Below are 26,458 nucleotides of genomic sequence, written 5' to 3' on the forward strand. Positions count from 1 at the left end.
AAAGCATCTGAACCTCCTGTGTCGGGAAGGCGGTGTCGGAGTGTATCTGACTGGCCGCCCAGCGTGATGATCGCATCACTGAAAGTCGCGCGCGACATGATGTGCGACCGCGCAGGCAGCAGAGCCGCCGTGAGGTGACCATGCGTTGCCCGGGCCCGGGGCAGGGCCCGGCTTCGCCCCGAGCGCCTGGTGCTGCCGGCTCCCGCTCCCTCCGGCGCGGCCGAGTCGCTCGGCCCGCGCCGGTTCCACCGGGATCTGAACCGGTCACAGCAGGTCACCGGCCCGGCTTGACAGGGTCATTGGATTCACGGGGTTGCTCCGCCGGGTGGCTGCGGCTGGTCGAGGGCGGGCACTTGGTCGGCGCCGCCCCACCGGCAGGCGATGGCGAGGGCCCGTTCCAGGTGGGCGGGGTCGTGGCCGTCGGCGAGCTGGTGCCCTTCGACGACGGCGGTGCCCTTGCTGACGCGTACCGCGATGCGTCCGGCGATCGTGGTCCCGGCGAGGACCGGCATGCCGAAGTAGCCGCACTCCCGCTTGGCGGCGGGCTTGTGCGCCTCCAGCAGGTACTCGACGCCGAAGAGGCGCCGCATGCGGGGGCGGTGCCAGAGGAGGGAGTCGAACGGGGACAGGGGCGTGCACAGGTCCGGGTCGGCCGGCGGGGCGCCGGCCGCCTCGCGGGACATCCAGGTGGGCTCTTCCCAGCCTTCCACGCGTACGGGTTCGGCGTCCTCCAGCGTGGCCAGGCACGCGGTGACCTTGCGGGGCGGCAGCCGGAAGTAGTCGGCGACGTCGTTTGCGGTGGCGACGCCGAGTGCCCGCAGAGCAAGGCCGGCCAGTGCGCGCAGGCAGTGCGCGTCGTCCGGCTCGGCGTGCAGGAGTGCTGCGGGGACGACCAGTTCGGCCCGCTGGTAGACGCGCTGCCAGCGGCTGCGGCGTACGACGGCTGCCTCGCCGGTGGCCAGGAGCCATTCCAGGGCCCACTTGTCGGCCGAGGAGCGCTCCCTGCCGCTGCCCTGGGCGCCGCCCAGGTCGGTGATGGTGACCGCGTCGCGCTCGGCCAGCACGGCCCGGACGTGGTCGACGGCGCTGGGGTCGACCACGGGGCCGGTCCATCCGTCGTCCGCGTAGCCCCGACGCCGGAAGGCGAACAGCGGCCACAGGCCGATCGGGATCAGGGACGCGGCGTGTGCCCAGTACTCGAAGAGCACGGGAGCGCCCGCCCCGCCGATGAGCCGACGGGCCTCCGCGGCCGGGACGCCTCGCCCCAGCTGAACGAGTTCGTGGGAGCGTCGGACCACGCTGATCGTGTCGAGCTGGATGCGGCCCAGCCGGCGCAGTGTCTCCTCGGCGGTCGGCGGCGCCGACCCGCTGTGCAGGCCCTGCGTCGTCACGGCGATCATCCGGGCCTGGGACAAGGACAGTTCAAGCACGCGGCTCCCCCTCGGTACCTGGTTGGGCCGGCTCCCCGTAGGGGCTGCGGGCCTGGAGGGAGTCGGCGTGCGGGAGCACGATGCGGGCGGTCTCGCGGCCGTGGCTCAGCGTGAGGGGTGCGGTGGGCCGCAGCGGGACCTGGGCCGACCAGCCCAGGCACCACTCGACGGTGCCGACTCCGTTTGCCAAGAGGGTGTTCTCCCAGCCGCGTTCTGTCCTGAACCGGTACAGGTGCAGCCAGGAGGTCTTCTCCACCGCCGGGTGCGACTTCTCCCGCTGCCACAGCTCGGTCCGGTTCACCGCCCGCCCGGCCGCCTCCGGTGCGTCGGCGCCGTTCGGCTCGGTCCGGTCGAGCGGGGTGAGCGAGACGTCGACGGGGCTTTGCACCCGCCATCCCGGTTCCTGTCCCATGACCCACGGCGCGCAGTGCTCGGGCCGACGGTCCGCGCGTACGAAGCGGAAGCTTTCGCGCAGGACCTCGGCGTGCTCGCGGGTCTCCCGCCGGTCGACCTCGAACCGGCGCGGGGGGAGCGCCCACGGGTGGAGCCGGTGGAAACGAACCTCGACGGGCAAGAGCCCTCAACCTTTCACCAGGTGGGCAGGCCTGCGTCGGCCGTTGCCGACGGAGGCCTGCCGGGAGCCGGACACCGGATCGGTGTGCTGTGTCTACTTCGCGGCCGTCGGGGCCCGGCCGAGCCGGGCGGCCGCCTCGTTCAGCTCGCCCGCGTCGAACTCGACCTTCGTCGAGTCGAACACCGAGGCGCCGCACGGGCCGTAGCTGACCTTGAGCGATCGCGCGGCCGCCGGCTCCCGGAACCCCGAGCGATGCAGCCCGAGCCCCGGACGCACGCGTAGGCGAAGCCGCGGTCCTTGCTGATTCCCATGTGCCGCGGGTCCCGTCCGACGGCGACCCGGGTCGGCCCGGTACGGGACTCCAGGTCCACCACGGGCACCGTGGTGGAAACGGAGCCGCGCCCGCCGTGGGTGAACTTCACGCTCCCGCACCGCGCATTGCCGACGGCTGTCTCCTTCACCACCTCGTACTCGGACGAACCGTTCATTCGGACGACCGAGATCTGACCGGAGTCGGTGTCGGTCGAGTAGATCTCCACACTCACGTCGCTGCCGCCAACCGTGGGCTGCCCGTCACCATCTGCGACAGGCGGGGTTGCTGAGCGACGCTAAGCGGCACCACAGGAAGAGGTCCACACTCAGTCGACCCCTTCGTCTCAATACGACCCTTGACATGCACACGAATCAACAAGACCGCTGATCAAAAACGGTCTTGGGCACCCCCGGAGGCACGTCCACTATCCGGACAATGCGCCGGAGGGGAAGGCGAACTCAGCTGCGGTCGTGCCGACCGGCGCCAGCCTGCCGGTCGCCATCGCCTCCCTCGCCGACGCTGTGGCCTCGGCGACCGCCGTGGCCCTGTGCCCGGGTGTCGGCACCCACGGCTTCGGCAGGGGCCCTCGCAGGACTCGACGGATGCGAACCCCCCCGGGGGCTGTTCGGTGGACAGCAGTTCGCATCCGCGTGGCCGCCCCACGCGGGCCCGGTTACATTCGATCGCAGACACGGAAAGTGTCGATAAAATGACAGGATGTGACGGTTTCGGCTCTGTCGCATCCGCTCCCACGGATGGAGTCGAAGATGACCGACCCCGCACAGGTCCGCAACACCACCAGGACGCCGGGACGCCGCCGCGTGCGCCTCGGCATCGCCGCTCTCGTCGTGGCTTCACTCCCGCTCGCCGCCCTCGGCCCGGCCCGCGCGGCCGACCAGGCCCCCAGCGCCGCCGCCCTCGCCCGGGTGAGCAGCGTCGCCTCCGAGTTGGCTGCCATGGGGCTGCAGGTGCGGACCAGGGCGGGCATGATCGCGGCCTGGGGTCCCGCCGACATCGTCAATGCGGCTGTCGCCCAGTTCGCCGACGAGAACCCCGTGGCGATGTTCACCGAGCTGGACCAAATGGGCGAAGGCTACGTGCTGTTCCGGGGGACGAATGGCTCACCGTTCGTCGGACTCACGCCCGGATCCGGCGTCGCCATCCGATCGGTGAGCAACGAGTCCGACGAGGAGGTCGTCGTCTACGACTACAACACCGGCCACCTGAACGTCGCCGAGGACCACCACGCCGCAGAGAACCTGCCCGATCCCCACGCGGCCTCGGGCAAGGCCAACCGCGCGGGCTCCACGCACGGCGCGCTCGTCTACAGCGGGAGAGACATTCTCAGCGGCAACCGGGTACAGATCCCCGTCCACATCCCGCTCAACGTCTGCGGAAGCCCGCTCAACTTCGTGGCCACGCTGAACCCGGCAACCGGCACCAGCTGCCTCGGCGACTGAGCCGACTCGCCCCGCGCGGGTGCCGATCAGCGGTCCGGTGCGGCCGCCGTCGGCCCGGACCGGGGTGATGCGCCAGTGCCGTGCGCGAAGCCGGGCCGGCAGCGTCCGGGCCGCGTCGCGGTCGGTGGCAGAAGCCGCGGTGACCAGCACCGACAGCAGCAGCCCGCAGGTGTCCACGAGGCACCGGCAACACATCGAGGACCACGGCCCGTTCGGCATCCGTCATGTCCGACGGGCGCTTCGGCCGCCTGTGCGGTCGGTCCGCCGCGTTCCCGGACCGGTGAGCGAGACACGCACTCACGAGCAACCGAGTCGGAACCCACGGGCGCGAGAGCGTACAACTGCGGCAACAGGGCCTCCTGGCGCGCTCACGGTCTCGACGACCTCGAGCTGAACCAGGGGCCCTGTCTTCACGTCCGGCACGCGGCAGAATCACCCGACCGATCCGCACCGGTCGGACCCACGTCCAGCAAGACCGCTACGACAACGGCGTCTCAGAGCGTGACGGCACCCGTCCCGATGAGCGGGTCAGCCGGGTCGGTTCGGGATTGTCGGGGCGCTGCGAGGTCAGGTGGTGCTTGCGCCGTCGTTGCCGCCGGGGGCTTCGTAGCCTTCGGGGGCCGTGATGCTGCCCTTGTGGGTGTTGCCCTTCCCGCCCTTTCCGGCGGGCTGGCCGTTGCCGCCGTCGCCGCCCTTCACGTAGCCCTTCCCGGCTTTGTCGATGTCGATCTTGCTGTTGTTGCCGTTGCCGCCGTTGCCTCCGCCGCCGAGGTAGCCGGTGTCCCCGCGGCTGCCGCCGTTGCCGCCGTGTCCGCCGGTGGCGCGGACCGCGATGCTGTTCTGGGCGCCGTTCTCGATGGTGATGTGGCCGTTGTTCCCGTTGCCGCCGTCGCCGCCCTCTCCGGATTGGATGCCGAGTCCGCCGGCTCCCCCGAGGGCTTCCACGACGCTGCCGGGGCCTGTGCCGATGATGCGGTCAGCGTTGCCGTCGCCGCCGTCGCCACCGTCACAGTCCTCCTTCTTCCCCGTCCGGTCCGCGCCCCGGGCGCCCGCGCCTCCGGTCACGGAGATGCTGCCGTGGGCGCTGATGCGCCCGTCGTTGCCGGCTCCGCCCTTTCCGCCGCTCTGACAGGTGAGGCCACTGCCGGGCGCCCCGGCCCTTCCTTCGCCCCCCGTCACGACGATGGTGTCGCTGCTGTCACTGCCGCCGTAGATCTCGCCGGTATTACCGGCAGCGCCGGCGGCGCCGGGACGGTTTCCGTCACCGCCCCGCACGATGATGGTGTCGTTACCGGTCCCGCCGTTGATCTCGCCCCGGTTGCCGATCTTGCCCGGCCGGGCTGTGACGGTGATCCTGTCGTTCCCGCCTCGAGCATTGATCACAGCGCCGCGGGGGATCTCGCTGCAGATGAATTCGTTGTCGCCGTCCGTGCCGTTGATGGTTGAGCCATGGACCGATTGACCGTCGACCGTACAGACCGCCTCGGCGGCGAACGCGGGCGTCGTGGTGACCGCGGTCACCGACACGACGACCGGAAGGGCCGAAAGCAGGACCCTGCATGCTCGGCGCACCGGAGCAGGCGTGTTCGACATGGGACTGTCCATTTCTTTCAGATATTTGAGGCCGACACCGCGCGGGCACCTGCGTGGTCAAAGTGAGCGCTCATGGTGGCGTGCCAGTGGCCGTTCGAGTATTCGACCTCACGTCAGACAGTTCGTGGTCGACACGCACCCGGACCTGTCGCCTCACTCAGATGCTTCGAACCGGCAGGCATCCGGCCCGGACCGCCGCCGCCCCGCTGTGGAGGAGCGCGAACCGGGCGACCTGGCCGCACGCAGTACAGGTCGCGCAGCCGCTCCGGGGCGCCCGGATCGGCGTGGACGAGTGCAACTTCCACCTCCTGCCCGACGTAGGTGGTGCGCAGGCAGGCGGGCACGTCCACTTCGAACAGGTCCCGCTCGACCACCAGGTCCCGGTAGTGGACGTGGATCTGCCGGTCCTCCACGAGGACCCGCTGCCGGTGGACGATCCGCGCGGTGGGCTCCAGCCGGACCAGAACCTGATCGGCCGGGCAGCGGCGCACGCAGTCCGGCTTGAGCAGCACCACGCTCCAGCGGGACCAGTCCACGCGGGAGGTCGGGGTGGCCGATCCCGTCCAGGTCGCCGGCCTCGGACACCGGCAGGAAGGCGCGCTTGCTGTCCTTGTCGGCCCGCAGCACCAACGCGCGGTCGAACGGGGGCCCGCCTCACGCCCCGGCCCGCCTCACGCCCCGATCCGGCGCTGCGGCTCCTGGACGGCGGCGCGGAGCAGCTCCACCAGTTCCGCGGCCAGCCCGTCGGCCGTCGCCGGGTCGAACAGGTCGGCGCGGTACTCCAGCTCACCGGCCAGGCCCAGCGGCTCGCGCCCGGGGCCGAGGTGTTCGGTGAGGGAGAAGGTCAGGTCGAACTTGGCGGTGCCGGTGCTCCGTCCCGAGGCCGTCACCGTCAGTCCGGGTACCGCGGGCAGTGGCGCTGGTTCGACCTGGAAGGCCAGCAGCACCTGGAAGACCGGCTGACGGTCCGTGGTCCGGGGCGGATTGACCAGGCCGACCAGCCGCTCGAACGGGGTGTCCTGGTGGTCCAGTGCCGCCAGGTCGGCCTGTCTGACCCGGGAGAGCAGCTCCGCGAAGTCCGGGTCCCCGCCGGTGTCGGTGCGCAGCGGCACGGTGTTGACGAAGTGCCCGACCACCTCGGCGAGCGCCGGGTCGGGCCGTCCGGCGACCACGGTGCCCACCACGATGTCGGTCCCGGCGCCCCGGCGGGTCAGCAGGGCGGCCAGCGCGGTGTGCACCAGCATGAACGGTGTGGCCTCGTGCCGTCGGGCGGCCGCCACCAGCTCGGCGTGGTCGGCGGCGTCCACCGCGAACGGCAGCACGGCGCCGGGGCCGGAGTCCGCGCCGGGGCGCGGCCGGTCGCCCGGCACCGTCACCAGGGCGGGTGCGCCGTCCAGGGTCCGGCGCCAGAACTCCTCCTCGCCCTCGGGTGCGCCGTGCTGCTGCCAGAGCGCGAAGTCCGCGTACTGGACGGGCAGCGGCGGCCACGTCGGGGCCCGGCCGGCCAGCCGGTCCCGGTAGGCGGAGAGCAGGTCACGGGCCAGCAGGTCCACCGACCAGCCGTCGGCGGCGCTGTGGTGGAGCAGCAGCACCAGGGTGTGCCGGTGCGGGCCGTGCGCCAGCAGCTCGGCGCGCAGCGGGGCGTCCGCGGCCAGGTCGAAGACCGCCAGCACGGCTTCGTCCAGTGCCTGCGCCAGCCCGTGCTCCGGTACGGTGCGAAGGACCGGCTCCAGCGGCAGTTCACCGGGCCGGTGCACCCGTTGGTGGGGGATGCCCAGGTCGTCGGGGAGTGTGGTGCGCAGTGCTTCGTGGCGCTCCGTCAGGTCGTCGAGCGCGGCCTGCAGCGCCTCCCGGTCGAGCGGGCCCTCGAAGCGCAGCAGCAGCGGCAGGTTGTAGAGCGGGCCGGGTCCGTTCAACTGGTCGAGGTACCACAGGCCGTGCTGGGCGGGGGTGAGCGGAATCCGGTCCGGCCGCGGGCGGGCGGTCAGTGGTGGTCCGGCGGGCCGGGCGTCGCCGAGCAGGGCCGCGAGGGCGGCGGGGGAGGGGTGCTCGAAGAGGTCGCGCGGGCCGAGCCGGCGGCCGAACCGGACGCGGGCCTCGCCGGTCAGCCGGGCCGCGAGCAGCGAGGTGCCGCCCAGGTCGAAGAAGCTCTGCTCCGGTCCGACCGCCGGCAGGTCCAGCAGTTCGGCGAACAGCGCGCAGAGCGCCGCCTCGTTCCGGTCGGCCGGGGCCCGGCCGAGCGGGGCCGCGCCGGGGCGGGGCGGCTCGGGCAGCGCCCGCCGGTCGAGCTTGCCGTTGGGGGCCAGGGGCAGCCGGTCCAGCCAGAGCAGGGCGGCGGGCACCATGTAGCCGGGCAGCCGGGCCGACACGGTGGCCCTGACCCGGTCGGTGTCGGCCGGCCCGGAGCCGGGCGCGGCCACCAGGTAGCCGACCAGCCGCTGTCGTTCGGGGCCGTCCCCGCGCACGGCCGCCGCGGCCCGGCTCACGGCGGGATCGGCCAGCAACGCGGCCTCGACCTCGCCCAGTTCGATCCGGAAGCCGCGCACCTTCACCTGGTCGTCGCATCGCCCGCGGTACTCCAGGTCGCCGTCGGGGCGCAGCCGGGCGAGGTCCCCGGTGCGGTACATCCTCGCGCCGGGCGGTCCGGCGGGATCGGGCAGGAACCGCTCGGCGGTCAGCCCGGGGCGGGCCAGGTAGCCGGTGGCGAGCGTGGGGCCGCTCAGGTACAGCTCGCCGTCCTCGCCCGGCGGCACCGGGCGGAGCCGTGCGTCCAGCACCTGGGCGGTGGTGCCGGGCAGCGGCGTGCCGATCGGGGGCGGGCCGTCGCCGGGGGTGACGGGGGCGGTGAGGGACCAGATGGTGGTCTCGGTGGGCCCGTAGAGGTTGACCGGTGAGGTGCCGGCCGCCATCAGCCGGTCGGCCAGGTCGCGCGGCAGCGCCTCGCCGCCGACCAGTGCCCGCAGACCGTGCAGCCGGGCCGGGCGTTCGTTCAGCAGCCCGTACCAGAGGGCCGGGGTGCCCTGCACCACGGTCACTCCGGCGGCGGCGATCAGCTCGGCGAGGGCGGCCGGGTCGCCCACCTGCCGGTCGTCGGCGAGCACGACACAGGCGCCGGCGGTGAGGGCGCCGAACAGCTCCAGCCCGGCGATGTCGAAGGCGATCGTGGTGGCGGCGAGCACCCGGTCGCCGGGGCCGATGCCGAGCCGCCGGACCAGGGTGCGCAGCGCCGTGCCGTAGGCGCCGCGGGAGATCACCACGCCCTTGGGGCGCCCGGTGGAGCCGGAGGTGTAGAGCACGTAGGCGGGCGTCCGCGGGTGGGCGTCCGGGCGGTGCTGTTCCGGGGCGCCGGGCGCGGCGGCCTCGTCACTCGCGGCGGGTCCGGCGGGATCGCCGCTCGTGGTGGGGGCGTCGCACCCGGTACTCGCGTCGTCGAGCCGCAGGACGGGCCCGCTCCACGGCAGTTCGGTCCCCGCCGTGCTCAGCAGCAGGACGGGCGCCGACTCGGTGAGGATCCCGGTGAGCCGGTCGGCCGGGTAACGCGGGTCCAGCGGCAGGTAGGCCGCGCCGGCCTTGAGGACGGCGAGCAGCGCCACCACCAGCCCCGGCCCGCGGGCGGCCGCCACGGCGACGAGGTCGCCCGGCCGCACCCCGGCGCGGTGCAACCGCGCGGCCCACTCCTCGGCCCGCCGGTCGAGCTCCCGGTAGTCGATCTCCTCCCGCACCCCCCGGGCATCCGCCAGCACCAGCGCCGGTTCGGCGCCCCTGGTCCGGGCCAGCGCCTCGATCAGCGCCACCACGTCGTCCTCGTCGATACCGGTCACATTTCCCCCACCCGTCACGGCATATGACATGTGAAACAGTACACCCGCCGCCTCCTTCGCGGCCGAAGTTCCGGCGGCGGCTCCGGACGAGCGGGAGGCGGGGGAGGGGCCGGCTGTCTGCGCGCCCGACGCTCCGGTCCGGCACATGCTCTCCGGCGCCGAACCCGGCGTCGCTCCGGCGGCTCTCGGCCGACTCGGCGCTCCGCCCGCCCGGTGTGCCCGCCGGCCGTCTCGACTTCCCTTGGGCGTCAACTGTCCTTCGACGCCGCCACCGAGGCGGCCCGTGCTGATGGAGCGTCAAGCACGTTGGCGGGTAGCCGTTTCGTGGGAACCGCGATGTTGCGTCGTTCGTCTCCTCTGGCGCACACTCCGCAGAACGACTCGACACGAGGAGTAACAGTGGGCGTGACCGACCTGAACGGGAGTACCGTCCGCGTCGACCCGCAGGCGTTGGCGGGGGCGGGCAAGATCGCACTGGACTTCCGGCAGATCGTGCTGGCGACCTCGGGAACGCTGGAGACTGCGGCCAACAGCGCCGCCGGCGGCTTGTCGGGCTGGCAGACCGCCTCCGTGCTGACCCGGTTGGCCCAGGTGTGGGAGAAGCAGTCGGACGCGCTCGCGGAGCGGCTCGGCCGGACCGGCGGGAACCTGGAGGCCACCGCCCAGCAGTACCGTTCGACCGAGGCCGCCAACCAGACCGCCTTTGAGGGGCAGTGAGCGCGATGCTGACCGTCGATCAGGTCCGTGACGCCAGGACCGGCCCGCTGCGGTCGGCCGGGCAGGGCTGGTTCACCCAGTCCCGCTTCCTCGCCGCACTGGCCGCCCGCTACCGCACGGAGGTCGCCGACGCGACGGCCCGGAGCGGCTGGGCGGGGCCGGCGGCCGATGCCGCGCGGGCCGCGATGGCCGACGACCAGCGGCAGTTGGACGCGGCCCAGCGGGAGGCGGCGGCGCTCGCCACCGCACTGACCACCGCCGCGGCCGAGTTCGAGGCCGCGCAGCAGGCCCTGGTCCAGGCTCTGGACGACGCCGCCCGCCTGGGCGTGAACGTGACTCCGGACGGCGGGGTGAACTGGCCGGAGTCCATGCGCAACGATCCCGACACGCGGTCCGGCGAGCTCCCGGAGAAGGCCCGCGAGGTGCACGGGCGGATCAACGACGCCCTGCGGAGGGCCACCGCGGCCGACCAGGCGGCCTGCCAGGACATCACCGACGACCTGGGCATCCACGAGGACGCGTTCAACGCCACCGCTCACGACGGCCGCCGGGCCGACCCGGGCACCATCCTGGCCGGCTACCAGGTCAAGGACGATCCGCACGGCACGGTCAAGTACCCGGACGCGATCACCGCCTGGGTGCTCGGCATCGACCGGCAGAAGATCACCGCGAGCGAGGCGCTCATGCTGGACGGGCTCACCGTCTTCGCCCGGATGGATTTCTCGGACATCAAGGACAAGGCCTTCGACGTCTCCGGCGAGAAGTTCTCCCCCGTCAACGGCGAGAACGACAGCCATCGGGACGCGTTCCGGCACGCGTACTGGAACGCGCTGATGACGAAGCGCTTCGGCGAGGACTGGGCCAAGCGCTATGCGAGCGCGCACGAGCAGTTGCCGGGGAATCCCGGTGACCGGGAAGCCATGGACCTCTTCAACAACGAGGTCGGCCGCCGGATCGCCGCGGCGAATCCGCACGCCTCGGACCAGGAGCTCGAGCGTCTGGTGGAGGAGGCCGTGCGGCGCGGTGACACGGTGGTGATCAAGCCGGAGGGCGGCGCCCTGGCCTACAGCGACCAGGTCGAGGACGGCCGGACCGGAAAGAGCAACAACAAACCGTTCGAGGGCAAGGGTCAGGACCCGGGCGGAGTGCCGTCGGGGCTGAAGTCCTGATGGCGGCCCGCCGCGTTCCGGCCCCGGTGCTCACCGGACTGCTCTCAGCCGTGCTCGCCGGGGCGCCGGTGGCCGGGTGCGCCGCGGGCGAGGAGCCGGTGCGGGCCGTGATCAGTGCGGAACTGGACCGGGAGCTGGAGGCGTTGGGGCCGTCCGGCCCGGGTGAGGTGACGCTGACGTCACCGGGTGGCCTCGACTGGGACACGGTGTACGTGTTCGGTCGCGGCACCCGGGACGAGGAGATCTCGAAGGTGGTCGGCGACCCGGTGCACTGGGAGGAACAGGACGTCAGTCGGTCGTCGTCCGAGCTGATGGTCTTCGTGGCCGGGGGTGAGGCCGTCGGTGCCTACGAGATCGCGGTCGGGTTCGGCCGGGTCGACTACCGGCGGCCGCTGCACCGGGAGGTGCGGCTGGCGACCGCCACCGGGACCGACGCCGCGGTCCGCGTGGTCGGTCAGTAGGGATCGACGGCGGGGGATCGGCAGCGGGGGATCGGCCGGTGGGGGGCCGGCCGGTGGGGGCGGGCCGGCGCCCTTCGGTCGGGGCCGGCTCGGACCGGCCACTACTGGATGCTCCAGCGGTGCGGGTGGTCCGGGTCGGTGGGGCAGGCGAAGAGGTTGAGCTCGCCGTGTCGGCCCACGACGACCTCGGTGGGTGTGGCGTGCTGACGGGCGGGCAGGTCCCGGTCCTCCAGCGGCCGCCAGCTGCCGCTGCCGCCGTCCCACTCCGAGCTGTCGACGGTCAGCAGCAGGTGCATCGGCGTCCGGCAGGTGTGGCAGTTCATGGGGTACGGGTCGGTGGCGTGCCGGGAGGCGAAGCCGCCGACCCGCCAGCCCGGCGGGATCGACAGGTCGTACTGGTAGCGGACCGGCTCGGCTCCGTCGTCGTCCGCGGACCGCTCGGCCTCCTCCTCAAGTGCTCTCTCCCAGGCATCGATCCGGGTGCACAGGTCCTCGGGCAGGAGGCCCGGCGAAGTCGTCCTCCCTCGCGGCCGGGCCCGCAAGGGCGATCCGGCGCAGCGCACGCGGAACGTCCTCCACCGGCCAGCTCGGGTGGGAGGTCTCAAGCCCGTCCCAGACCACTGCGTCCAACGCTTCCAGCGACATTCCCACCGTCGTCGTCCCGTCCGCCAGTGCCTCGTCCTGCTCTTCTCGACCGTCATCGTCCAGGAAGGCAGCCCTCCTGTCGCCCGGAGTTCGCGCCGTCCTCCGTACGGGGCACAGCTCGGTCCGGAGCGCGGCGGCAGTCGTGGCCGGAAAGCCGACGGAGTGCCCGCCACGGGCACCGGCCACCGGGACCGGGGCGCGCCGCACCGGATCGTCAGTGCCGCATCGCCGCGCCCGAACAGCGCGCGGCCGATCTCACCGGTGAACTCGCGGAGCGCGACGAAGAACTCCAGGCCGTCCCCTGATCAGTCGGCTCAACACGGGCCGCCGGCCTCGGCCACGGGTGCGGCGGGACAGCGATCACTTCCTACCGCACCCGCAGCGACGAGCTGGAACGCCTGCATGCCGTCCATGGGGGTGCCATCGGGATGCAGCCCGAAGGCTGCCGCCAGAACGGTTGGGAGATCGGCTTCGGGGACAGCGGCGCGCAGCTCGGCGAGGACATCGGGAAAGTCGACGTCCTCGATGAAGCCCAGATACTCCTGGCGCAAGCGGTGGATGACCTCCACCAGCTCGGGCCTCAGCCGCATCCAGGCGCGGGACGTCCGGATCTCCTCCGCGACCTGGTCCATGAACCAGCGCATGACCTGGTACGGGATGTCCAGGTGCTGTCCTCGGGGATCGAAGCACACCGTCGGCTCGCGCGTCGGGTCCTCGTCGGGGATGACCGCGGTCATCGCGGCCCGTTGCTCCCGGACGAGGTCCAGCTCCAGGTGCCAGGCGTCCTCGGACACGGAGTACATCGCGGTGATCGCGTAGTCGCGGCTGGGGTGTACGACCATCGTTCTCAGGCCTTCCGGTCGATCGGCGGTGTGGTGCGGACCTCGGTGTCCGGGGCCGGCCGCAGGCCGGCCGTGGCGACGTAGTCGGTGAGGTCGATCCGGCCGCCGTCGGTTCCGTCGTCCCAGCTGGTCCAGAGCCTCGACTCCTCGCCGTCCCAGGAGCCGACGTCCTCGCTCGGATGCTGCTCGACAGTCCCTTTGCCGTGACGGTACCGCAGGTACAGGTAGTGGCCCCTGGCCGTCCAAGCGGCCCACTGCGACGGGCAACCCCCAGAGGTCTGCACCACGCGCGTGAGAGTCACATCCTCGTGCAGGTGGGCCTCGACAGCGCCCGGATGCCGGTCGTGGGCGACGAGGAGATCGTCCACGAGACCGAGCAGGCGGACGCTGCCGCCTGGGAACTGGAGCGTGAGGCCGGCTGTGAAGCCGACCGCCGTCGTTGTAGTCGATCTCCCGCACCGATCGGCTCGGCTGTCCGACGAATCGGTCAGCGGAACATCCGGCGAATCGTCGATCACCCGCCGATGCTCGCGCCCGGCTGCGCAAGTCTGGAGGGCGTCATACAGCGCGGTCTGCTGCGCGGAACGGTTGAGGATCCGCGGCACGCTATGCGCACGTGGCGTCCCGGCTCCCCCTGGACACATACGCGCCGAAGACAGAGAGATCGAGATCCTTGAGGGACTCCAGCACCAGAGTGGCAATCGCAAAGCGGGGATCGCAGCGATCAGCGGCCTCGGGAACGGCGACGACCGTCATCCGGGCCGACACGCCGGCGAGGACGCCGTTGAGGGAGACCTCGATCACAATGCATTCGCCGGGTGAGGCGCCGAGGGCGGCGGCTGCGCGGAGATAGGCGCCCGGGTGGGGTTTGCCGTGTTCGTCGTCCTCGGCCGAGAACACGGCATCGAAGGATCGGACAAGGCCGGTGCTCGCGAGCGCGGCCCGAATCACCGACTCCGGCGAGGACGACACGACGGCCATCGCCCTCGATGCACGCGCACACGCCGCGACGGCGTGTTCGGCGCCGGGTTTCAGCGCCACTCCCTCCAACCCACGGCACACGGCGGCCACGATCTGCTGCTCGACGTCGTAGGGGTCGGCTTGAAGGGTGGCCCGATCGAACCAGTAGGCCACCATGTCCCTTTGCCGAAGCCCGCGCGTGGCCGCCTGCATCTCCGTTGTGAGGTGCAGGCCGAGCGGACCGAACACTTCACGCTTTGCCGCGTCCCAGATCGGCTCGGAGTCGATCAGAAGGCCGTCCAGGTCGAACAGGACAATCGGTTGCATCGGTTGCTCTTTCGTTGGCGATCACGCGAGGACGAGACGATTCGCTGCCCCGCCGTGCACGAGCAGATGCTAGTGCGGTCGATGACGATGCTCATGAGGCGCCGGCCGACGCGGCGGCGAGCGTGAACCGTCCCGGGGTGGGCTCGTCAGCCCAGCCCAGCCCAGCCCAGCCCCGGCCGGCCGGCCGCTTCATCGTCGACCGAACTCCTTTTCGCCCACCGCGCGCCTACGGCGACCTCTCCCGCAACGGCACCCTCAGGTACTGCTCCACCGCCTGCCGGCACCGCGTCAAGTCCGCCGCCCACCGCGGCCGCCGCCCACCGGGCCCGCACCGCACACCGTCGCTCGCGCCGACCGCCGCGAGCGATGGGGAAGCGTCAGCCCAACCCGCCGGAGGCGAGGAGCGGAGGGGCGGTGGGTCGCGTCGCAGTTCGCGCCCGGGGGCACTTGGCCCAACGGCCGGCAGGCCCGGCCGGCGGGAACCATCCCGAAGCCCAGCCCCCCAGGTCACGCATGGTCCCACCCCCGCGCACGGCCGTACTACGGTACTGCTGTACTAGATTCGATCATGACGGCAGAACGGGACTCCCGGAGAAAGCCGGGCGGACCGGCCGGAGCCCCACGAGGGAACGGACCGGAACCGCCGCACCCATCGACCGGCGGAGGACCTGGACTGCCATGCGCACTACTACGCACACCGACATAGTCGTCGTCGGAGGCGGGCCGGTCGGCATGCTGACAGCCGCCGAGCTGGGGGCGTACGGGATCGACGTCGTGGTGCTGGAGGAGCAGAGTGCGACACCCGTCCAGCCCAAGGCCGGGACCGTCCACGCCAGGGCCGTGCAGGCACTGGCCCGGCGCGGCTACCTCGGACTGCCCCGGCTCTCCGACGCCCCGGTGACCGAGCAGTTCCACTTCGCCGGAATGCCCGGCCTGACGATCACGGTTCCCGCCCGCGAGCCGGAACCCGTCCTCAAGCGCGCACAGGCCGATCTGGAGCGGGAGTTCGAGGAACGGGCCCGCGATCGCGGAGTGACCGTGCTGCGCGGCCACCGGGTGACCGCGCTGCGCCAGGGGCAGGACGGGGTCGAGGTGGTGGCCGAGGGGCCGGGGGGCACGCACACGTACAGTGCCGGCTTCGTGGTGGGGGCCGACGGCGCGCGCAGCATCGTACGGCGGGAGGCCGGCTTCGCCGAGGACACCCACCCCGCGACGGCCTCGGCGATCATGGGTCTGGTCCGGCTGACCGAGCCCGACAAGGCACCGCGGGGCTGGTCGCGCACCGAGCGCGGTTGGGTCGTCGCGAAGCCCGTTCACGACGGGCACACCCTCGTCCGCACACTCGACTGCAGCGGGCCCCATCCCCACCGGCGCACGAAGGTGACCGTGCGGGAACTGCAGGACGAGGCGTCCAGGATCGCCGGGTACGACATCCCGATGGAGGACCCGCTCGCTCTGACCCGGTTCAGCGACTTCACCCGGCTGGTGCGCCACTACCGCAAGGACCGGGTGTTCCTGGCGGGGGACGCCGCGCACGTCCACTTCCCGATCGGGGGGCAGGGGTTGAGCACCGGACTCGTCGACGCGCTCAACCTGGGCTGGAAGCTGGCCCACGCCGTGCGCGGAACGGCGGGCGAGGGGCTGCTCGACACGTACGACGACGAGCGCAGGCCGGCCGCGCAGCGGGTCATCGACAACACCCGCGTCCAGCTGACGCTGATGCGACCCGACCCCGGACTCGACCCGCTGCGCGCGATGGTCGCCGAGCTGCTGACGCTGGAACAGGCCCGTGGGCACATGGGGGACTTGATCAGCGCACAGGAGACGGTGTACCCGGTCCGCTCGGGCTTCGCCTCCCGGTGGGAGGGGCGGTTCCTGGAGAACGTCCCGGTGCGGGAGGGCGCGGACCCGCAGGACGTCACGGGGCTGCTGTCCGACGGCCGTCCGCTCCTTCTCCTGTCCGGCGAGCGGGCCGCGGCCCACGGCAGGTCGGCCCGAGGCTGGGCCCATGTGCTGAACACCGTTGCCGCGTCACCCGATGCCGCCCTCCCGTGCGAGGCGGTGCTGGTGCGTCCTGACGGCCACATCGCCTGGGCGCCGGACGCGGGTGACCTCACCGACGCGCTGCGCCAGTGGTTCGGCGAGCCCCGATAGCCGACGGCGGGCCGCAGTCCGGTCGGCGCCCGTCGGGGCGCTGCCGGGGCGGCCCGCGCGGTCCTTCCGTCGTGCTCGGTCCGGCAGGTCCTGCCTCGTCACGCCGCCCCTTCCCGGCTGTGAGCTGGATCTCTTCATTGAGCAATGACCTGATCAGTGCATAAGATCATCTGCCTGGTTTGGATCTTGTTCCGGAAGCGGCTCTCCTGCCGCCGGCGGAACCCACGGGGGAGTTCATGAACACGACGACGACCGACACGGGAATCGACACCGGAATCGACCGGGCGCCCAGCGCGCCGGTTCCCGCATCGCTGGCTCAGCTGCACCGCGCCAGGGAGGCCGACGCCTTCCCGGTCAGCTGGGCACGGACCGGGGACGACCACTACGCGGTGGTCGCCAGGTGGCCCGACACGCACCCGTACTTCGTACCGGTGCACGGGCACCGCTTCGATCCACTGCTCGTCACCGAGACCATGCGTCAGGCCACCCTGCTCGTACTGCACGCCGGGTACGGCGTTCCCCTGGGCCACCACTTCCTCCTGACGGAGCTGCAGTTCTCCTGCCAATCGGACCGGCTCGCCATCGAGGACGGCCCGGCGGAGGTGGAGGTGCAGGTGGTCTGCTCGGAGCTGAAGTGGGCCCAGGGGCACGTCTCCCATCTCAAGGTCGACATGGTCGTCCACCGGGCCGGGTCGGCCGTGGCCACGGGCTCCATCCTGGGGCGGATCGTCGGCCCGGAGACCTACCGCCGGATACGGGGCGACCGAGGCGTCCCGGGATTCGAGGTCCCGGGGACACCTCCGGTGACCGCCGGGCTCGTCGGCCGGTCGAACCCGGAGGACGTCCTGCTCTCGTCCACCCCGCAGGACCGGCTGTGGCAGCTGCGGGTCGACACCGGGCACCCGGTCCTGTTCCAGGGCGAGAAGGACCACGTCCCCGGGATGCTGCTGCTCGAGGCAGCCAGGCAGGCCGCCGAACTGGCCACGCCCTCCCAGCCGTTCGTCCCCTCCTCGAGACGCATGACCTTCCAGCGCTACGCGGAGTTCGGCACCCCCTGCTGGATAGAAGCCGACGCACTGGCCACTTCGCGCGCCGGAACCACCGGCATCACCGTCACGGGGAGCCAGGACGGCAGTGCGGTGTTCCGCGCCGAGCTCTCCGCGGACCTTCCCGCCTGCTGACGAACGGAGACGCACACATGATCCTGGTCACCGGCGCAACCGGCACGACAGGGCGGGAGGTCGCCCGCCTGCTGGCCCCCGGCCACCCGCTGCGCATCCTCACCAGGCGGCCCGAACTCGTCACTGCCCAAGGGCCCGCCGTCACCGTGGTGCGCGGCGGCTTCACGGACCCGGAGAGCCTCCACCGGGCACTGACGGGAGTCCGCGCCGCCTTCCTGGTCACCAACCGGGTGGGGGAGGAGGACGACGCCCGGTTCATCGACGCGGCCCGGGCCTGCGGCGTACGGCATGTGGTCAAACTCTCCGCGGCCGCCGTGGAGGATCCGGAGGCGGACGACCTCATCACCCGCTGGCAGCGCGAGAACGAGCGGGCCCTGCGGGAATCGGGCCTCGCGTGGACCTTGCTGCGCCCCCGGTCCTTCATGTCCAACACCTTGTCGTGGGCCCGGGCCGTCCGTACCGAGGGCGTCGTGCGTGCGCTCCACGGGGACTCCCTCAACGCCTGCGTGGACCCGCGGGACGTCGCCGAAGCAGCGGTGCACGCTCTGACGCAGGACGGGCAGGAAGGCCGCGTGCATGCGCTCTCCGGTCCGGAGGCGGTCACCGCGCGCGAACAGACCGCCGTGCTCTCGAAGGTGCTGGGGCGCCCCCTGCGCTTCGAGGAACTCGGGCCGGAGCAGGCCCGCGCTGCACTGCTCGACCGCTACCCCGAGGCGATCGTCGAAGCGCTCCTGCAGAGCGCGGAGCGCCAGAAGGCCGGCGCGAAAGCACGGGTGGACTCCGCGGTGCCCGCGCTGCTGGGACGCCCCTCACGGCCCTTCGGGACCTGGGCGGCGGACCACGCGCAGGCGTTCGCCTGACCGTTCCGCGGGGCAGCGCAGGGCCGGACCGTCGGGCAGTACGGCGGGCAGCACGGAGGGGCTGTGCGGCGGGCTGCACGGCGGGCCGGGTCCTCGGCCCGCCGTACGGCCACGCCGTCCGTCCGGGCTGCGGCCACCGGTGAATGCGTGGCCGGGCCGGGGTGCTGGCCCACGCGCTGCGCCCGGCCCGCCTTGACGAGCCGCTCCGGAGTCGCGCGGACCTTGTGGTCGGTGTTGTCGGCGCCGAACGCCGCGGACGCCTCGCCCGCCCGCGCCGGCCTACCGGCCGTGGCCAGGGCGCTCAGGACATCGTCGGCAATCCCCGGATCGCTTTGCCGTCGTTGGGGCTTCCGGCGCCGGCGGCGCCGAGGCACACCGGGCAGTCGGGAACGGACACAGCAGGCGCTCCTGCTCGTCGGGTCCGTGGTCGTTCCCTGCGTCGGCCGGGTCGCGCAGGGGGCCCGGGCTGCCGCCTGCCGGGCCGCCGTGGCGCGAACACCGGACCTCGCCGGTTGTCGACCAATTCGATGCCGGGCCCGGGCGCAGGGTCGATGCGGGCGGGCTGTGCCGATCCCCGCCACCCGCTCGGGTTTCGTCACCGTGCGATGCGTATGGTCGCCGAGGAGGTGCACGAATGGTTGGGGAGAGCGTGATGCGCGTCGCCGTGGTCGGTTCGGGCGCGCTGGGAGCGGCGGTGGCGGACGAGCTCGTGCGCCGCCCGGCGGGCGAGGTCGGCCTCGCCCGCTTCCGCCGCACCCTCGCCTGGCACATCGCCCGCCGCGCCCTCCTCCAGGCCGCTACCGAACCCCGCTTCGAGGGCCGCCGGATCACCGCCCGCTTCGCCCGCACCTTCCTCGCCCGCGACGGCGCCGTCCTCCACGACAACCCGCACGCCCTGCTCCTGTGCGTCCACCGCAGCGGCACCGTCCTGTGCGCCCGCGAAGGCACCCGAGAGGTCCCCGCCCTGGGCCGGTGCGTCCCCGGCTGAGGGAACACGGTGCGCACCGACCGCCACGCCGACCAACTGCGTGCGCGCGCCGACCAGCTCCACCAGCAGGCCCGCCACACCCCCGAGCCCGTCGCCGACCGGCTGCTCACCAACGCCGCCCGGCTGCGGTCCTGGGCCGACGAACACGACCGCACCCGCCTCACCGAGCCGGAGACCCCACCGCGATGACCCCCGCCCCCGACGAGCGCTAACGCATCCGCGCCGCCATGCAGCGCATCCTGACCGGCGCCCCGCAGCACTCCAACGGCGCGCTGACCATCGTCGCCCGCGCCCAGGAAGCCGGAGTACCCCGCAACGCCCTGACCCAGCGCCACCCCGACCTTCGCAACGAGTTCTACGACCACGTCCGCCGGCGCGGCGCCGTCCCCGACTCCGAAGCCCGCCTGCGGGCCACGGTCGCCACGTTGAGGAAGTCGATCGCCTCCAAGAACGAGGAGCTCGGCCGGCTCCGGGCCGACGTCCCCGCCCTGGTGCGGGTCGTCCACCAGCTCACCGTGGAGAACCATCGGCTGCGCGAGCGGTCGGCGTCAGGCGACCCTCGTGTCGTCCCGCTGCGGCCGCACCCACCCGGGTAGCGGAAACCCGTCGGCCAGAACCCCGGTCCACCCCGTCGGGCAGCGGCGGGGTGGACCGGTGCACACACGGCTCGGGGCAGTGCCGCCACACCATCGGCGGTTGCCCTGTCCGCCCGAGACGTCCTCCCAAGGGTGAGCACCGGTTTGTGGTTCGGCCGGGAAGCCAGCGGCTGCGGGGCGCGCCGCGGCGCGCGGTTCGGCGCGGGCAGGAACCGCGCGCGGACCGTCCGCCGGTCCCGGGCCTCGCACGCACCGGCGCGGAGCCACCCCGCAGTGCTTCGGAGACACGGTTTCACGCCGTTCCGGCCCCGGCGCGCGCTCAGGAGACTGTTGCGACGGGCTCCTCCGTCCCGGGCCCAACGGGCCCACCTTCCACGGCGGGCGGGGCGGGGCCCAGCAGGTGTCTGTCCGCGCCCGCTCCGGCGGCAGCCGGACCGGGGCGCATACCTCCGCTTCCCTCGCCGGTACAGCGCGGTCGTTGCCGGTGGGCACGTACGGGAATGGGGTCGGGCTGATGGCGGTCGACGGGGTGGTACCGATCGCGGTGATCGGTGTGGGGTGCCGGTTCCCGGGCGGGGTGGACTCGCCGGGGTCGCTGTGGCGGTTGCTGTTGGAGGGCCGGGAGACGGTGGGCCCGGTGCCGCCGGACCGGTGGGACGCCGTCGAGCTGATGAGCTTCCAGGACCCGGCGACGGCGGCACGCTACGGCCGTGGCAGTTTCCTCGACGGGGACCTGTGGGCGTGGGAGCCCACCGCGTTCGCGGTGGCGCCGAGGGAGGCTCCGATGGTGGACCCCCAGCACCAGCTGGCGGCGGAGTGCGCGTGGGAGGCGATCGAGCACGCCGGTGTCCCGCTTCGGCGGATGCGCGGCTCCGCCACCGGGGTGTACCTGGGCCTGTTCGCGCAGGACCACATGATGGCAACGGCGCGGCCGGTGCGGGACCGGCTGGACGGGCACGGGGCGATACTCACTGTGCCGGGTTTCGCACCGGGGCGGATCGGCTTCGCGCTGGATCTGCGGGGCCCGACCGTGGCGGTGGAGACCTTGTGCTCCTCCGGCCTGACCGCGGTGCATCTGGCGTGCCAGGCGCTGGCCGCCGGTGACTGCGAGATGGCGCTGGCCGGCGGGACCCAGACGATATCCGGCCCGCACACGCTGCACTGGGAGGCCGAGACGTTCCACTCCGACGCCGGGCACTGCTTCGCCTTCGACGCGCGGGCCGACGGATTCGTGCGAGGTGAGGGAGCCGGAATGGTGCTCCTCAAACCTTTGTCCCGGGCACTGGCGGACGGTGACCGGGTCCTGGCGGTGATCCGCGGCTCGGCGATGTCGAACGACGGGCAGGCCGAGCGGCTGACCGCGCCCTCCTCGGCCATGCAGGAGACCGCGTTCCGCAAGGCCGTGGAACGGGCCGGCATCGACCCGGGCACCGTCGGACTCGTCGAGGCGCACGGCCCCGGCACCCCGACGGGCGACAGCGCGGAGTACGCGTCGCTCAACGCCGTGTACGGCCGGGGACGGGGCCGCTGCGCGCTGGGCTCGCTCAAGTCGAACCTGGGGCACTTGGAGGCCGCGGCGGGGATCGCCGGGCTGATCAAGGCCGTCTGGGCGGTGCGCGAGGGCGTGGTGCCGCCGAATGTGAACTTCGCATCGTGGAACCCGGCCATCGACGTGGACCCGGCGTCCAGGCTGTTCGTTCCCGTCCGCGCGATGCCGTGGCCGGTGGAGGGCACAGGCCGCCTCGCGGCGGTGTCCTCCTACGGTCTGTCGGGCACCAACACCCACGTCGTCGTCGAGCAGGCACCCGCGCCCGCCACCCGCCGCCGTGGGGCAGGGGCCCGGAACACGGAAGCGAACGAGGTCCGGGAGGCGGGTGCGGGCCGGTTGTTCCTGCTGTCCGCGCCGTCCCGGCAAGCACTGCCCGCGGCGGCCGAGCGCCTGGCCTCCTGGGTCGAGTCGGCAACCGCCGACCTGGGCGACCTCGCGCACACCCTCGCCGTGCGCCGCTCCCACACCGGCACGCGCCTGGTGGTGCACGCCACCACCCGGACCGAACTGACCGACCGGCTGCGGGCCTTCGCCGCACACGGCGCGAACGACCACGTCACCGAGGGGCGGCCCGTCCTACCGCCGGCCGGGCTCGGCCCGGTCCTGGTGTTCAGCGGGCAGGGCTCGGAGTCCTTCGGCATGTGCCACCAGCTCCTCGGCCACGACCGCGCCTTCACCGCGGTGGTGGACGAGACCGAACCGATGCTGCGGGAAATCGCCGGATTCTCCTTGCGCCGCGTGCTCACCGAGCCCGGCCTGCTCACCGACGTCGAGCACATCCATCCCACTCTGGTCGCCGTCCAGCTCGCCCTGGTCGCGCTGTGGCGCTCCTGGGGCATCGAGCCCGCCGCGGTGATCGGCCAGTCCGTCGGAGAGATCACCGCGGCGGTCGTGGCCGGCGCCCTGTCGGTGCGCCAGGGCCTGACCGTCAGCCACCGCCGTGCCGTGGTGGCCGGACGGACGACAGGTGGTGTGATGGCATCGGTGATGCTGAACGCCGACGACGCCCGCGCCGCGATCGAGGACCTCGGCCTGGACGACGTGTGGGTCGCCGTGATGACCTCACCGGGCACCAGCGTCGTGGCCGGCTCCGCAGAGCAGGTCGAACGACTCGTCGCGCACTGGCAGAGCCACGACGTCGGCGCGCGGATGGTCCAGGCGGGCTGGGCCTCCCACACCCCGCACATGGACCCGGTCCTGGACGACATCCGCGCCCTCCTCGCCGACATCACTCCGCAGCAGCCGGCACTTCCCCTCTACTCCACCGCCCACCAGGACCCGCGGACGCCCGCCGGGTGCGACGCCCGCTACTGGGCGCTGAACCTGCGCGAACCCGTGCGCCTGCACGCCGCGTTCACCGCGGCGCTCCAGGACGGGCACCGCCTGTTCGTGGAGTGCTCCCCCCACCCGCTGATCACCCGGGCCATCGCCGACACCGCCGCCCACGACAGGATCCGCGGCGTGGTCGCACTGGGCACACTGCGGCGCGACACCGACGACCGGGCCGCCATCGCCGCCAACCTCGCCGCCGCCCACTGTGCCGGCGCGGCCCTCGACTGGGAGCACCGGTACCCGGGCGAACTGGTCGACGCTCCCACCACGACCTGGCACCGCGTCCACTACCGGCCCGAACCGGCCCACGAACCGGTGGCGCCGGGCCTGCCCGGCGCCACCCAGCACAGCCTCCTCGGCGGCCACGTCCACGACCCCGACCGCCCCGGCCGACACCTGTGGCAGACCCACCTGTCACCGACCCGCATACCGTGGCTGGCCGACCACCAGGTGGCAGACGCCGTTGTGATGGCCGGCGCCGGGATGTGCGAGATGGTCCTGTCCGCCGCCCGGCAGGCCCTTGCCACCGACCTGGTCACCATCACCGGCCTCACCCTGCACACGCCGCTGCTGCTCGACGCGGACCCGCTGGTCACCACCCGCGCCACCGTGGAAGCCGGCGGCAGGCTGACGGTCGACATCGTCTCCGCCGCGACGCCCGCACCCCCCGTCCACGCCAGGGCCCGCGTGAGCCCGGGCGCGGTCGCCCGCACCACCGGAGCGCAACCACGCACCCGGGCGGAGAACTGGACCGAGATCGCGCCCGACGACATCTACCGGACCTACCGGACCGACCACGACGTCCACCACGGCCCCGCCTTCCAGGGCCTGCAGCACCTGCAAGTCAGCCCCGAAGGCGACCAGGCCCTCGCCACCGTGCGCATCCCCGGCACGGCCCGGACCTCCGCGTGGATGACCGCGCTGCACCCGGTGCTGCTGGACACCCTCGCCCAGGCCGGCGGTGCGGTGTGGCTGCGCCGCCGCACCGTGGAACCGGGCCCGCTCGCCCTGGCCGGCCTCGACACCCTGCGCCTGCTCGGCCCCACCAACCAGACGCGAACCCTCCACCTACGCCTCACCGAGGCCACCTCGCTGCACTGCGTGATGTCCGCCACCTTCACCGGCCAGGGCGGACAGCCCCTGGCAGAGGTCGAGGGTCTGCGGATCGCCAGCCTCACCACCCCCCAGGAACGCTTGCGCAACCGCCTCGCCCAGGCCGTCCACCTGCCCGAACCCCTCCCCACCGACACCCCCGCGGCCTCGGCCGGCGCATGGTGCGTCCTGGCCGACGCGAACACCCCGTGGAACCGCGGACTCAGCGACGCGCTCACCGCCCGCGGGTGCGACACCTACCTGCGCCCGTACACCCTCCGGACCCCCCTGGACGCGCGGGACGTGGCGCCCCCCGACGACGGTTCCTGGAGCGGAATCGTCCTGGCCCTCGACAACGCCGAACCCTGCGGACCCGACCCCGAGACCAGCCGCCTCCGGAGCGCCGCCCTTTGCGAACTCCTGCGTCACGCCTCCACCCGCACCCCGCCCCCCAAGGTCTGGGCCGTGATCCGCCACCACCAGGACGGAGCACACGCTGGCGGGCCGAGCGGGGTGATCCGCACCGCCGCCTACGAGTACCCCCACGTGCCGACCGGGCTCATCGAAGCCGGCCCGCACAGCGCCCCGGAAACCACCGCGGCGGAACTCCTGGCCGCGGACACAACCATCCGCGAAGTACGCCTGCACCCGACCGGCCGCACCGTCGCCCGCCTCCACCAGCACAAGGCCGCCACCCGGCACACGCCTCCGCCCCTGCACCCCGACCCCGTACCGATCCGCCCCGACGCCTCCTACCTCGTCACCGGCGCGTTCGGCGGCCTGGGCCTGCTCGCCGCACAGTGGCTGGCCCGCAACGGAGCCACCCACCTCGTCCTGTTCGCTCACCGTCCCGCGGACAGTGCCACCGAAGCCGCCCTGCAACAGCTGCGCCGGGAAGGCACCGACCTCACCGTGATCACCGGCGACATCGGCGACACCGCCACCGCCAACGCCGCAGTGGCGGCCGCCGCACCCGACCGGCCGCTGCGCGGCGTCCTGCACACCGCCGCCACCATCGAGGACGCCACCCTCGACACCCTCGCCCGCGCCACCGTCGAACGCGTCTGGCACGCCAAGGCCACCGGCGCCTGGAACCTCCACCAGGCCACCCTCGGCACAGACCTCGACTTCTTCACCCTCTACTCCTCCGCCGCCGCCCTCCTCGGCTCCCCCGGCCAGGCCGCCTACGCCGCCGCCAACGCTTACCTCGACGCCCTCGCCAGCTGGCGCCACACCCAGGCCCTGCCCGCCGCCTCCGTGCAGTGGGGCGCCTGGGCCCGCACCGGCAGAGGACAGCACATGGGCGAGAGGGGCCTGCCCCTGATCGACCCCGAGGACGGACTCACCGCCCTCGCACACCTGCTCGACACCCCGCCCGGCGCCACCCCCATCGCCTACGCACCCCTGGACCTGGACCGCTGGCTCGGCGCCTTCCCCACCACCGCACCCACCGCCCTCCTCGCCCGAACCCACCCGGGCACCGAACAACCCGACGGCACACTGCTGCAGCAACTCGCCGACGCCGACCACCCCGACACCCGGACCGTCCTGATGCGGCAGCACATCATCACCACCGTCCAGGACCTCCTCCACCTCCACGACACCCACCTGGAACCGGCCACCTCCCTGGTCGGCCTCGGCCTCGACTCCCTCACCGCCATGCAACTGCGCCAACGCCTCCAACGAGACCTGATGGTCCTCATCCCCCCGAGCGTGCTCTGGACCAAACCCAACCCCGCCGACCTCGCCGACTGGCTGCTCGACCACCTCGCACCCACCGGTGACTGACCCGCCCGGCCGCCCCGCAACCGGGCCCACCGCCCCGAGGGAAGGACCCCGAGTGCACGCAGACGGCCTCACCCCCAGGTACGGCAGAATCCTGCCCCCGCACGAACCCGGCGGACCGTTCTGGTACGCCATCGACCACGTCGTCACCTACGGCGAAACCGGCATGGCCGGGCCCGTCTACTACCTGCGCCTGATCGAATGGCAGGGCCGCCTGCGCGAGCTGTTCGGCCTCGACCTCACCCCCGACTACATCACGGCGGTGAGCGCAGGCCGCAAGCTCTACATGTCCACCCAGGCCGTCTCCGGCGAATTCCTGAAACTGATCCGCGCCGGCGACGTCCTCTCCCTGCAAATGGCCCTGCCCTGGGCCCAGGGCCACCGCCTGATGGGCGAGTACGCCTTCTACCGCCCCACCCGCGACGGCCAGGAACTCGTCGCCCGCGGTGAACAGATCTGGACCAACACCGACTTCCAGGGCACACCCGTGCCCTGGCCCACCGACGTCCTCGACATCCTGCGCCGCATGAACACCGACATCTCCCGCGCCCTCACCCACTGAAAGCGCCACCCGCGAGCACCGCGCACACCGCCCCGGCCCGCCACCAA

22 protein-coding genes are annotated in these 26,458 nt (G+C 72.9%); 13 read left to right on the plus strand and 9 right to left on the minus strand.

What is annotated here, in order from left to right:
- Positions 1 to 305: 305 nt before the first annotated feature.
- The gene (locus tag BLU95_RS39975; protein WP_159425241.1) at positions 306 to 1,430 is read right to left on the minus strand and encodes a DNA glycosylase AlkZ-like family protein; all 1,125 of its coding nucleotides are present in this window, start codon (positions 1,428 to 1,430) and stop codon (positions 306 to 308) included.
- The gene (locus BLU95_RS39980) at positions 1,423 to 2,004 is read right to left on the minus strand and encodes a hypothetical protein (RefSeq protein ID WP_093864352.1); all 582 of its coding nucleotides are present in this window, start codon (positions 2,002 to 2,004) and stop codon (positions 1,423 to 1,425) included. The genes BLU95_RS39975 and BLU95_RS39980 overlap by 8 nt, the downstream gene beginning before the upstream one ends.
- Positions 2,005 to 3,084: 1,080 nt before the next feature.
- On the opposite strand from BLU95_RS39980, the gene BLU95_RS43515 reads away from it, so the two are divergent.
- A complete protein-coding gene (locus tag BLU95_RS43515; protein ID WP_107452656.1) occupies positions 3,085 to 3,777 on the plus strand; it encodes a chaplin in 693 nt (230 codons plus the stop codon).
- A gap of 567 nt (positions 3,778 to 4,344) precedes the next feature.
- On the opposite strand, the gene BLU95_RS40005 is transcribed toward BLU95_RS43515, so the two are convergent.
- The 3 genes from BLU95_RS40005 to BLU95_RS40015 all read right to left on the minus strand — a co-directional run bounded on the left by BLU95_RS40005 (position 4,345) and on the right by BLU95_RS40015 (position 9,191).
- Positions 4,345 to 5,370 carry a hypothetical protein gene (locus tag BLU95_RS40005; RefSeq protein WP_159425242.1) on the minus strand — a complete coding sequence of 342 codons (1,026 nt, stop codon included), beginning with the start codon at positions 5,368 to 5,370 and terminating at the stop codon, positions 4,345 to 4,347.
- A gap of 113 nt (positions 5,371 to 5,483) precedes the next feature.
- On the minus strand, positions 5,484 to 5,906 hold the full coding sequence (locus tag BLU95_RS40010; RefSeq protein WP_093864358.1) for a hypothetical protein: 423 nt from the start codon (positions 5,904 to 5,906) through the stop codon (positions 5,484 to 5,486).
- 135 nt (positions 5,907 to 6,041) lie between these two features.
- On the minus strand, positions 6,042 to 9,191 hold the full coding sequence (locus BLU95_RS40015; RefSeq protein WP_159425243.1) for a non-ribosomal peptide synthetase: 3,150 nt from the start codon (positions 9,189 to 9,191) through the stop codon (positions 6,042 to 6,044).
- A 405-nt stretch (positions 9,192 to 9,596) separates the two neighbouring features.
- Between BLU95_RS40015 and BLU95_RS40020 the strand changes: the two genes are divergently transcribed.
- From BLU95_RS40020 to BLU95_RS40030, 3 genes are read left to right on the plus strand one after another with little or no spacing between them, the layout of a single operon-like run.
- The gene (locus BLU95_RS40020; protein ID WP_159425244.1) at positions 9,597 to 9,908 is read left to right on the plus strand and encodes a hypothetical protein; all 312 of its coding nucleotides are present in this window, start codon (positions 9,597 to 9,599) and stop codon (positions 9,906 to 9,908) included.
- A gap of 5 nt (positions 9,909 to 9,913) precedes the next feature.
- Positions 9,914 to 11,077 carry a DUF6973 domain-containing protein gene (locus BLU95_RS40025; protein WP_159425245.1) on the plus strand — a complete coding sequence of 388 codons (1,164 nt, stop codon included), beginning with the start codon at positions 9,914 to 9,916 and terminating at the stop codon, positions 11,075 to 11,077.
- On the plus strand, positions 11,077 to 11,538 hold the full coding sequence (locus BLU95_RS40030) for a hypothetical protein (protein WP_093864362.1): 462 nt from the start codon (positions 11,077 to 11,079) through the stop codon (positions 11,536 to 11,538). Before BLU95_RS40025 ends, BLU95_RS40030 begins: the two co-directional genes overlap by 1 nt.
- A 101-nt stretch (positions 11,539 to 11,639) precedes the next feature.
- Here the strand turns inward: BLU95_RS40030 and BLU95_RS40035 are convergent, their stop codons facing one another.
- From BLU95_RS40035 to BLU95_RS40050, 4 genes are all read right to left on the minus strand, one after another.
- Positions 11,640 to 12,101 (minus strand): hypothetical protein, encoded by a 462-nt coding sequence (locus tag BLU95_RS40035; protein ID WP_502689774.1) that lies wholly within the window; start codon positions 12,099 to 12,101, stop codon positions 11,640 to 11,642.
- 396 nt (positions 12,102 to 12,497) lie between these two features.
- Positions 12,498 to 13,025, minus strand: coding sequence for a hypothetical protein (locus BLU95_RS40040; RefSeq protein ID WP_231978136.1), 528 nt, complete (start codon positions 13,023 to 13,025; stop codon positions 12,498 to 12,500).
- Positions 13,026 to 13,030: 5 nt separating this feature from the next.
- Positions 13,031 to 13,543: a hypothetical protein gene (locus BLU95_RS44820; RefSeq protein ID WP_231978137.1), complete on the minus strand. Its 513-nt coding sequence runs from the start codon at positions 13,541 to 13,543 to the stop codon at positions 13,031 to 13,033.
- A gap of 88 nt (positions 13,544 to 13,631) precedes the next feature.
- A complete protein-coding gene (locus BLU95_RS40050; RefSeq protein ID WP_093864363.1) occupies positions 13,632 to 14,312 on the minus strand; it encodes an HAD family hydrolase in 681 nt (226 codons plus the stop codon).
- Between the two features lie 137 nt (positions 14,313 to 14,449).
- Between BLU95_RS40050 and BLU95_RS45710 the strand changes: the two genes are divergently transcribed.
- From BLU95_RS45710 to BLU95_RS40090, 9 genes are all read left to right on the plus strand, one after another.
- Positions 14,450 to 14,872: a CGNR zinc finger domain-containing protein gene (locus BLU95_RS45710; protein ID WP_197698681.1), complete on the plus strand. Its 423-nt coding sequence runs from the start codon at positions 14,450 to 14,452 to the stop codon at positions 14,870 to 14,872.
- A 118-nt stretch (positions 14,873 to 14,990) separates the two neighbouring features.
- Positions 14,991 to 16,466 carry an FAD-dependent monooxygenase gene (locus tag BLU95_RS40055; protein ID WP_093864364.1) on the plus strand — a complete coding sequence of 492 codons (1,476 nt, stop codon included), beginning with the start codon at positions 14,991 to 14,993 and terminating at the stop codon, positions 16,464 to 16,466.
- A 236-nt stretch (positions 16,467 to 16,702) separates the two neighbouring features.
- Positions 16,703 to 17,647 carry a ScbA/BarX family gamma-butyrolactone biosynthesis protein gene (locus BLU95_RS40060; RefSeq protein ID WP_093864365.1) on the plus strand — a complete coding sequence of 315 codons (945 nt, stop codon included), beginning with the start codon at positions 16,703 to 16,705 and terminating at the stop codon, positions 17,645 to 17,647.
- A gap of 17 nt (positions 17,648 to 17,664) precedes the next feature.
- A complete protein-coding gene (locus tag BLU95_RS40065; protein ID WP_093864366.1) occupies positions 17,665 to 18,507 on the plus strand; it encodes an NAD(P)H-binding protein in 843 nt (280 codons plus the stop codon).
- Positions 18,508 to 19,141: 634 nt separating this feature from the next.
- Entirely contained in the window at positions 19,142 to 19,495 is a 354-nt protein-coding gene (locus tag BLU95_RS40070) for a hypothetical protein (RefSeq protein WP_159425246.1), read from the plus strand.
- Between the two features lie 9 nt (positions 19,496 to 19,504).
- Positions 19,505 to 19,684 carry a hypothetical protein gene (locus BLU95_RS40075; RefSeq protein WP_093864368.1) on the plus strand — a complete coding sequence of 60 codons (180 nt, stop codon included), beginning with the start codon at positions 19,505 to 19,507 and terminating at the stop codon, positions 19,682 to 19,684.
- A gap of 38 nt (positions 19,685 to 19,722) precedes the next feature.
- A complete protein-coding gene (locus tag BLU95_RS40080) occupies positions 19,723 to 20,091 on the plus strand; it encodes a hypothetical protein (RefSeq protein WP_093864369.1) in 369 nt (122 codons plus the stop codon).
- Positions 20,092 to 20,605: 514 nt separating this feature from the next.
- The gene (locus BLU95_RS40085) at positions 20,606 to 25,852 is read left to right on the plus strand and encodes a type I polyketide synthase (protein WP_093864370.1); all 5,247 of its coding nucleotides are present in this window, start codon (positions 20,606 to 20,608) and stop codon (positions 25,850 to 25,852) included.
- 52 nt (positions 25,853 to 25,904) lie between these two features.
- The gene (locus BLU95_RS40090) at positions 25,905 to 26,411 is read left to right on the plus strand and encodes an acyl-CoA thioesterase (protein WP_093864371.1); all 507 of its coding nucleotides are present in this window, start codon (positions 25,905 to 25,907) and stop codon (positions 26,409 to 26,411) included.
- Positions 26,412 to 26,458: the final 47 nt, after the last annotated feature.

The sequence above is a fragment of the Streptomyces sp. TLI_053 genome (genome assembly GCF_900105395.1).
Taxonomy (GTDB): Bacteria; Actinomycetota; Actinomycetes; order Streptomycetales; family Streptomycetaceae; genus Kitasatospora.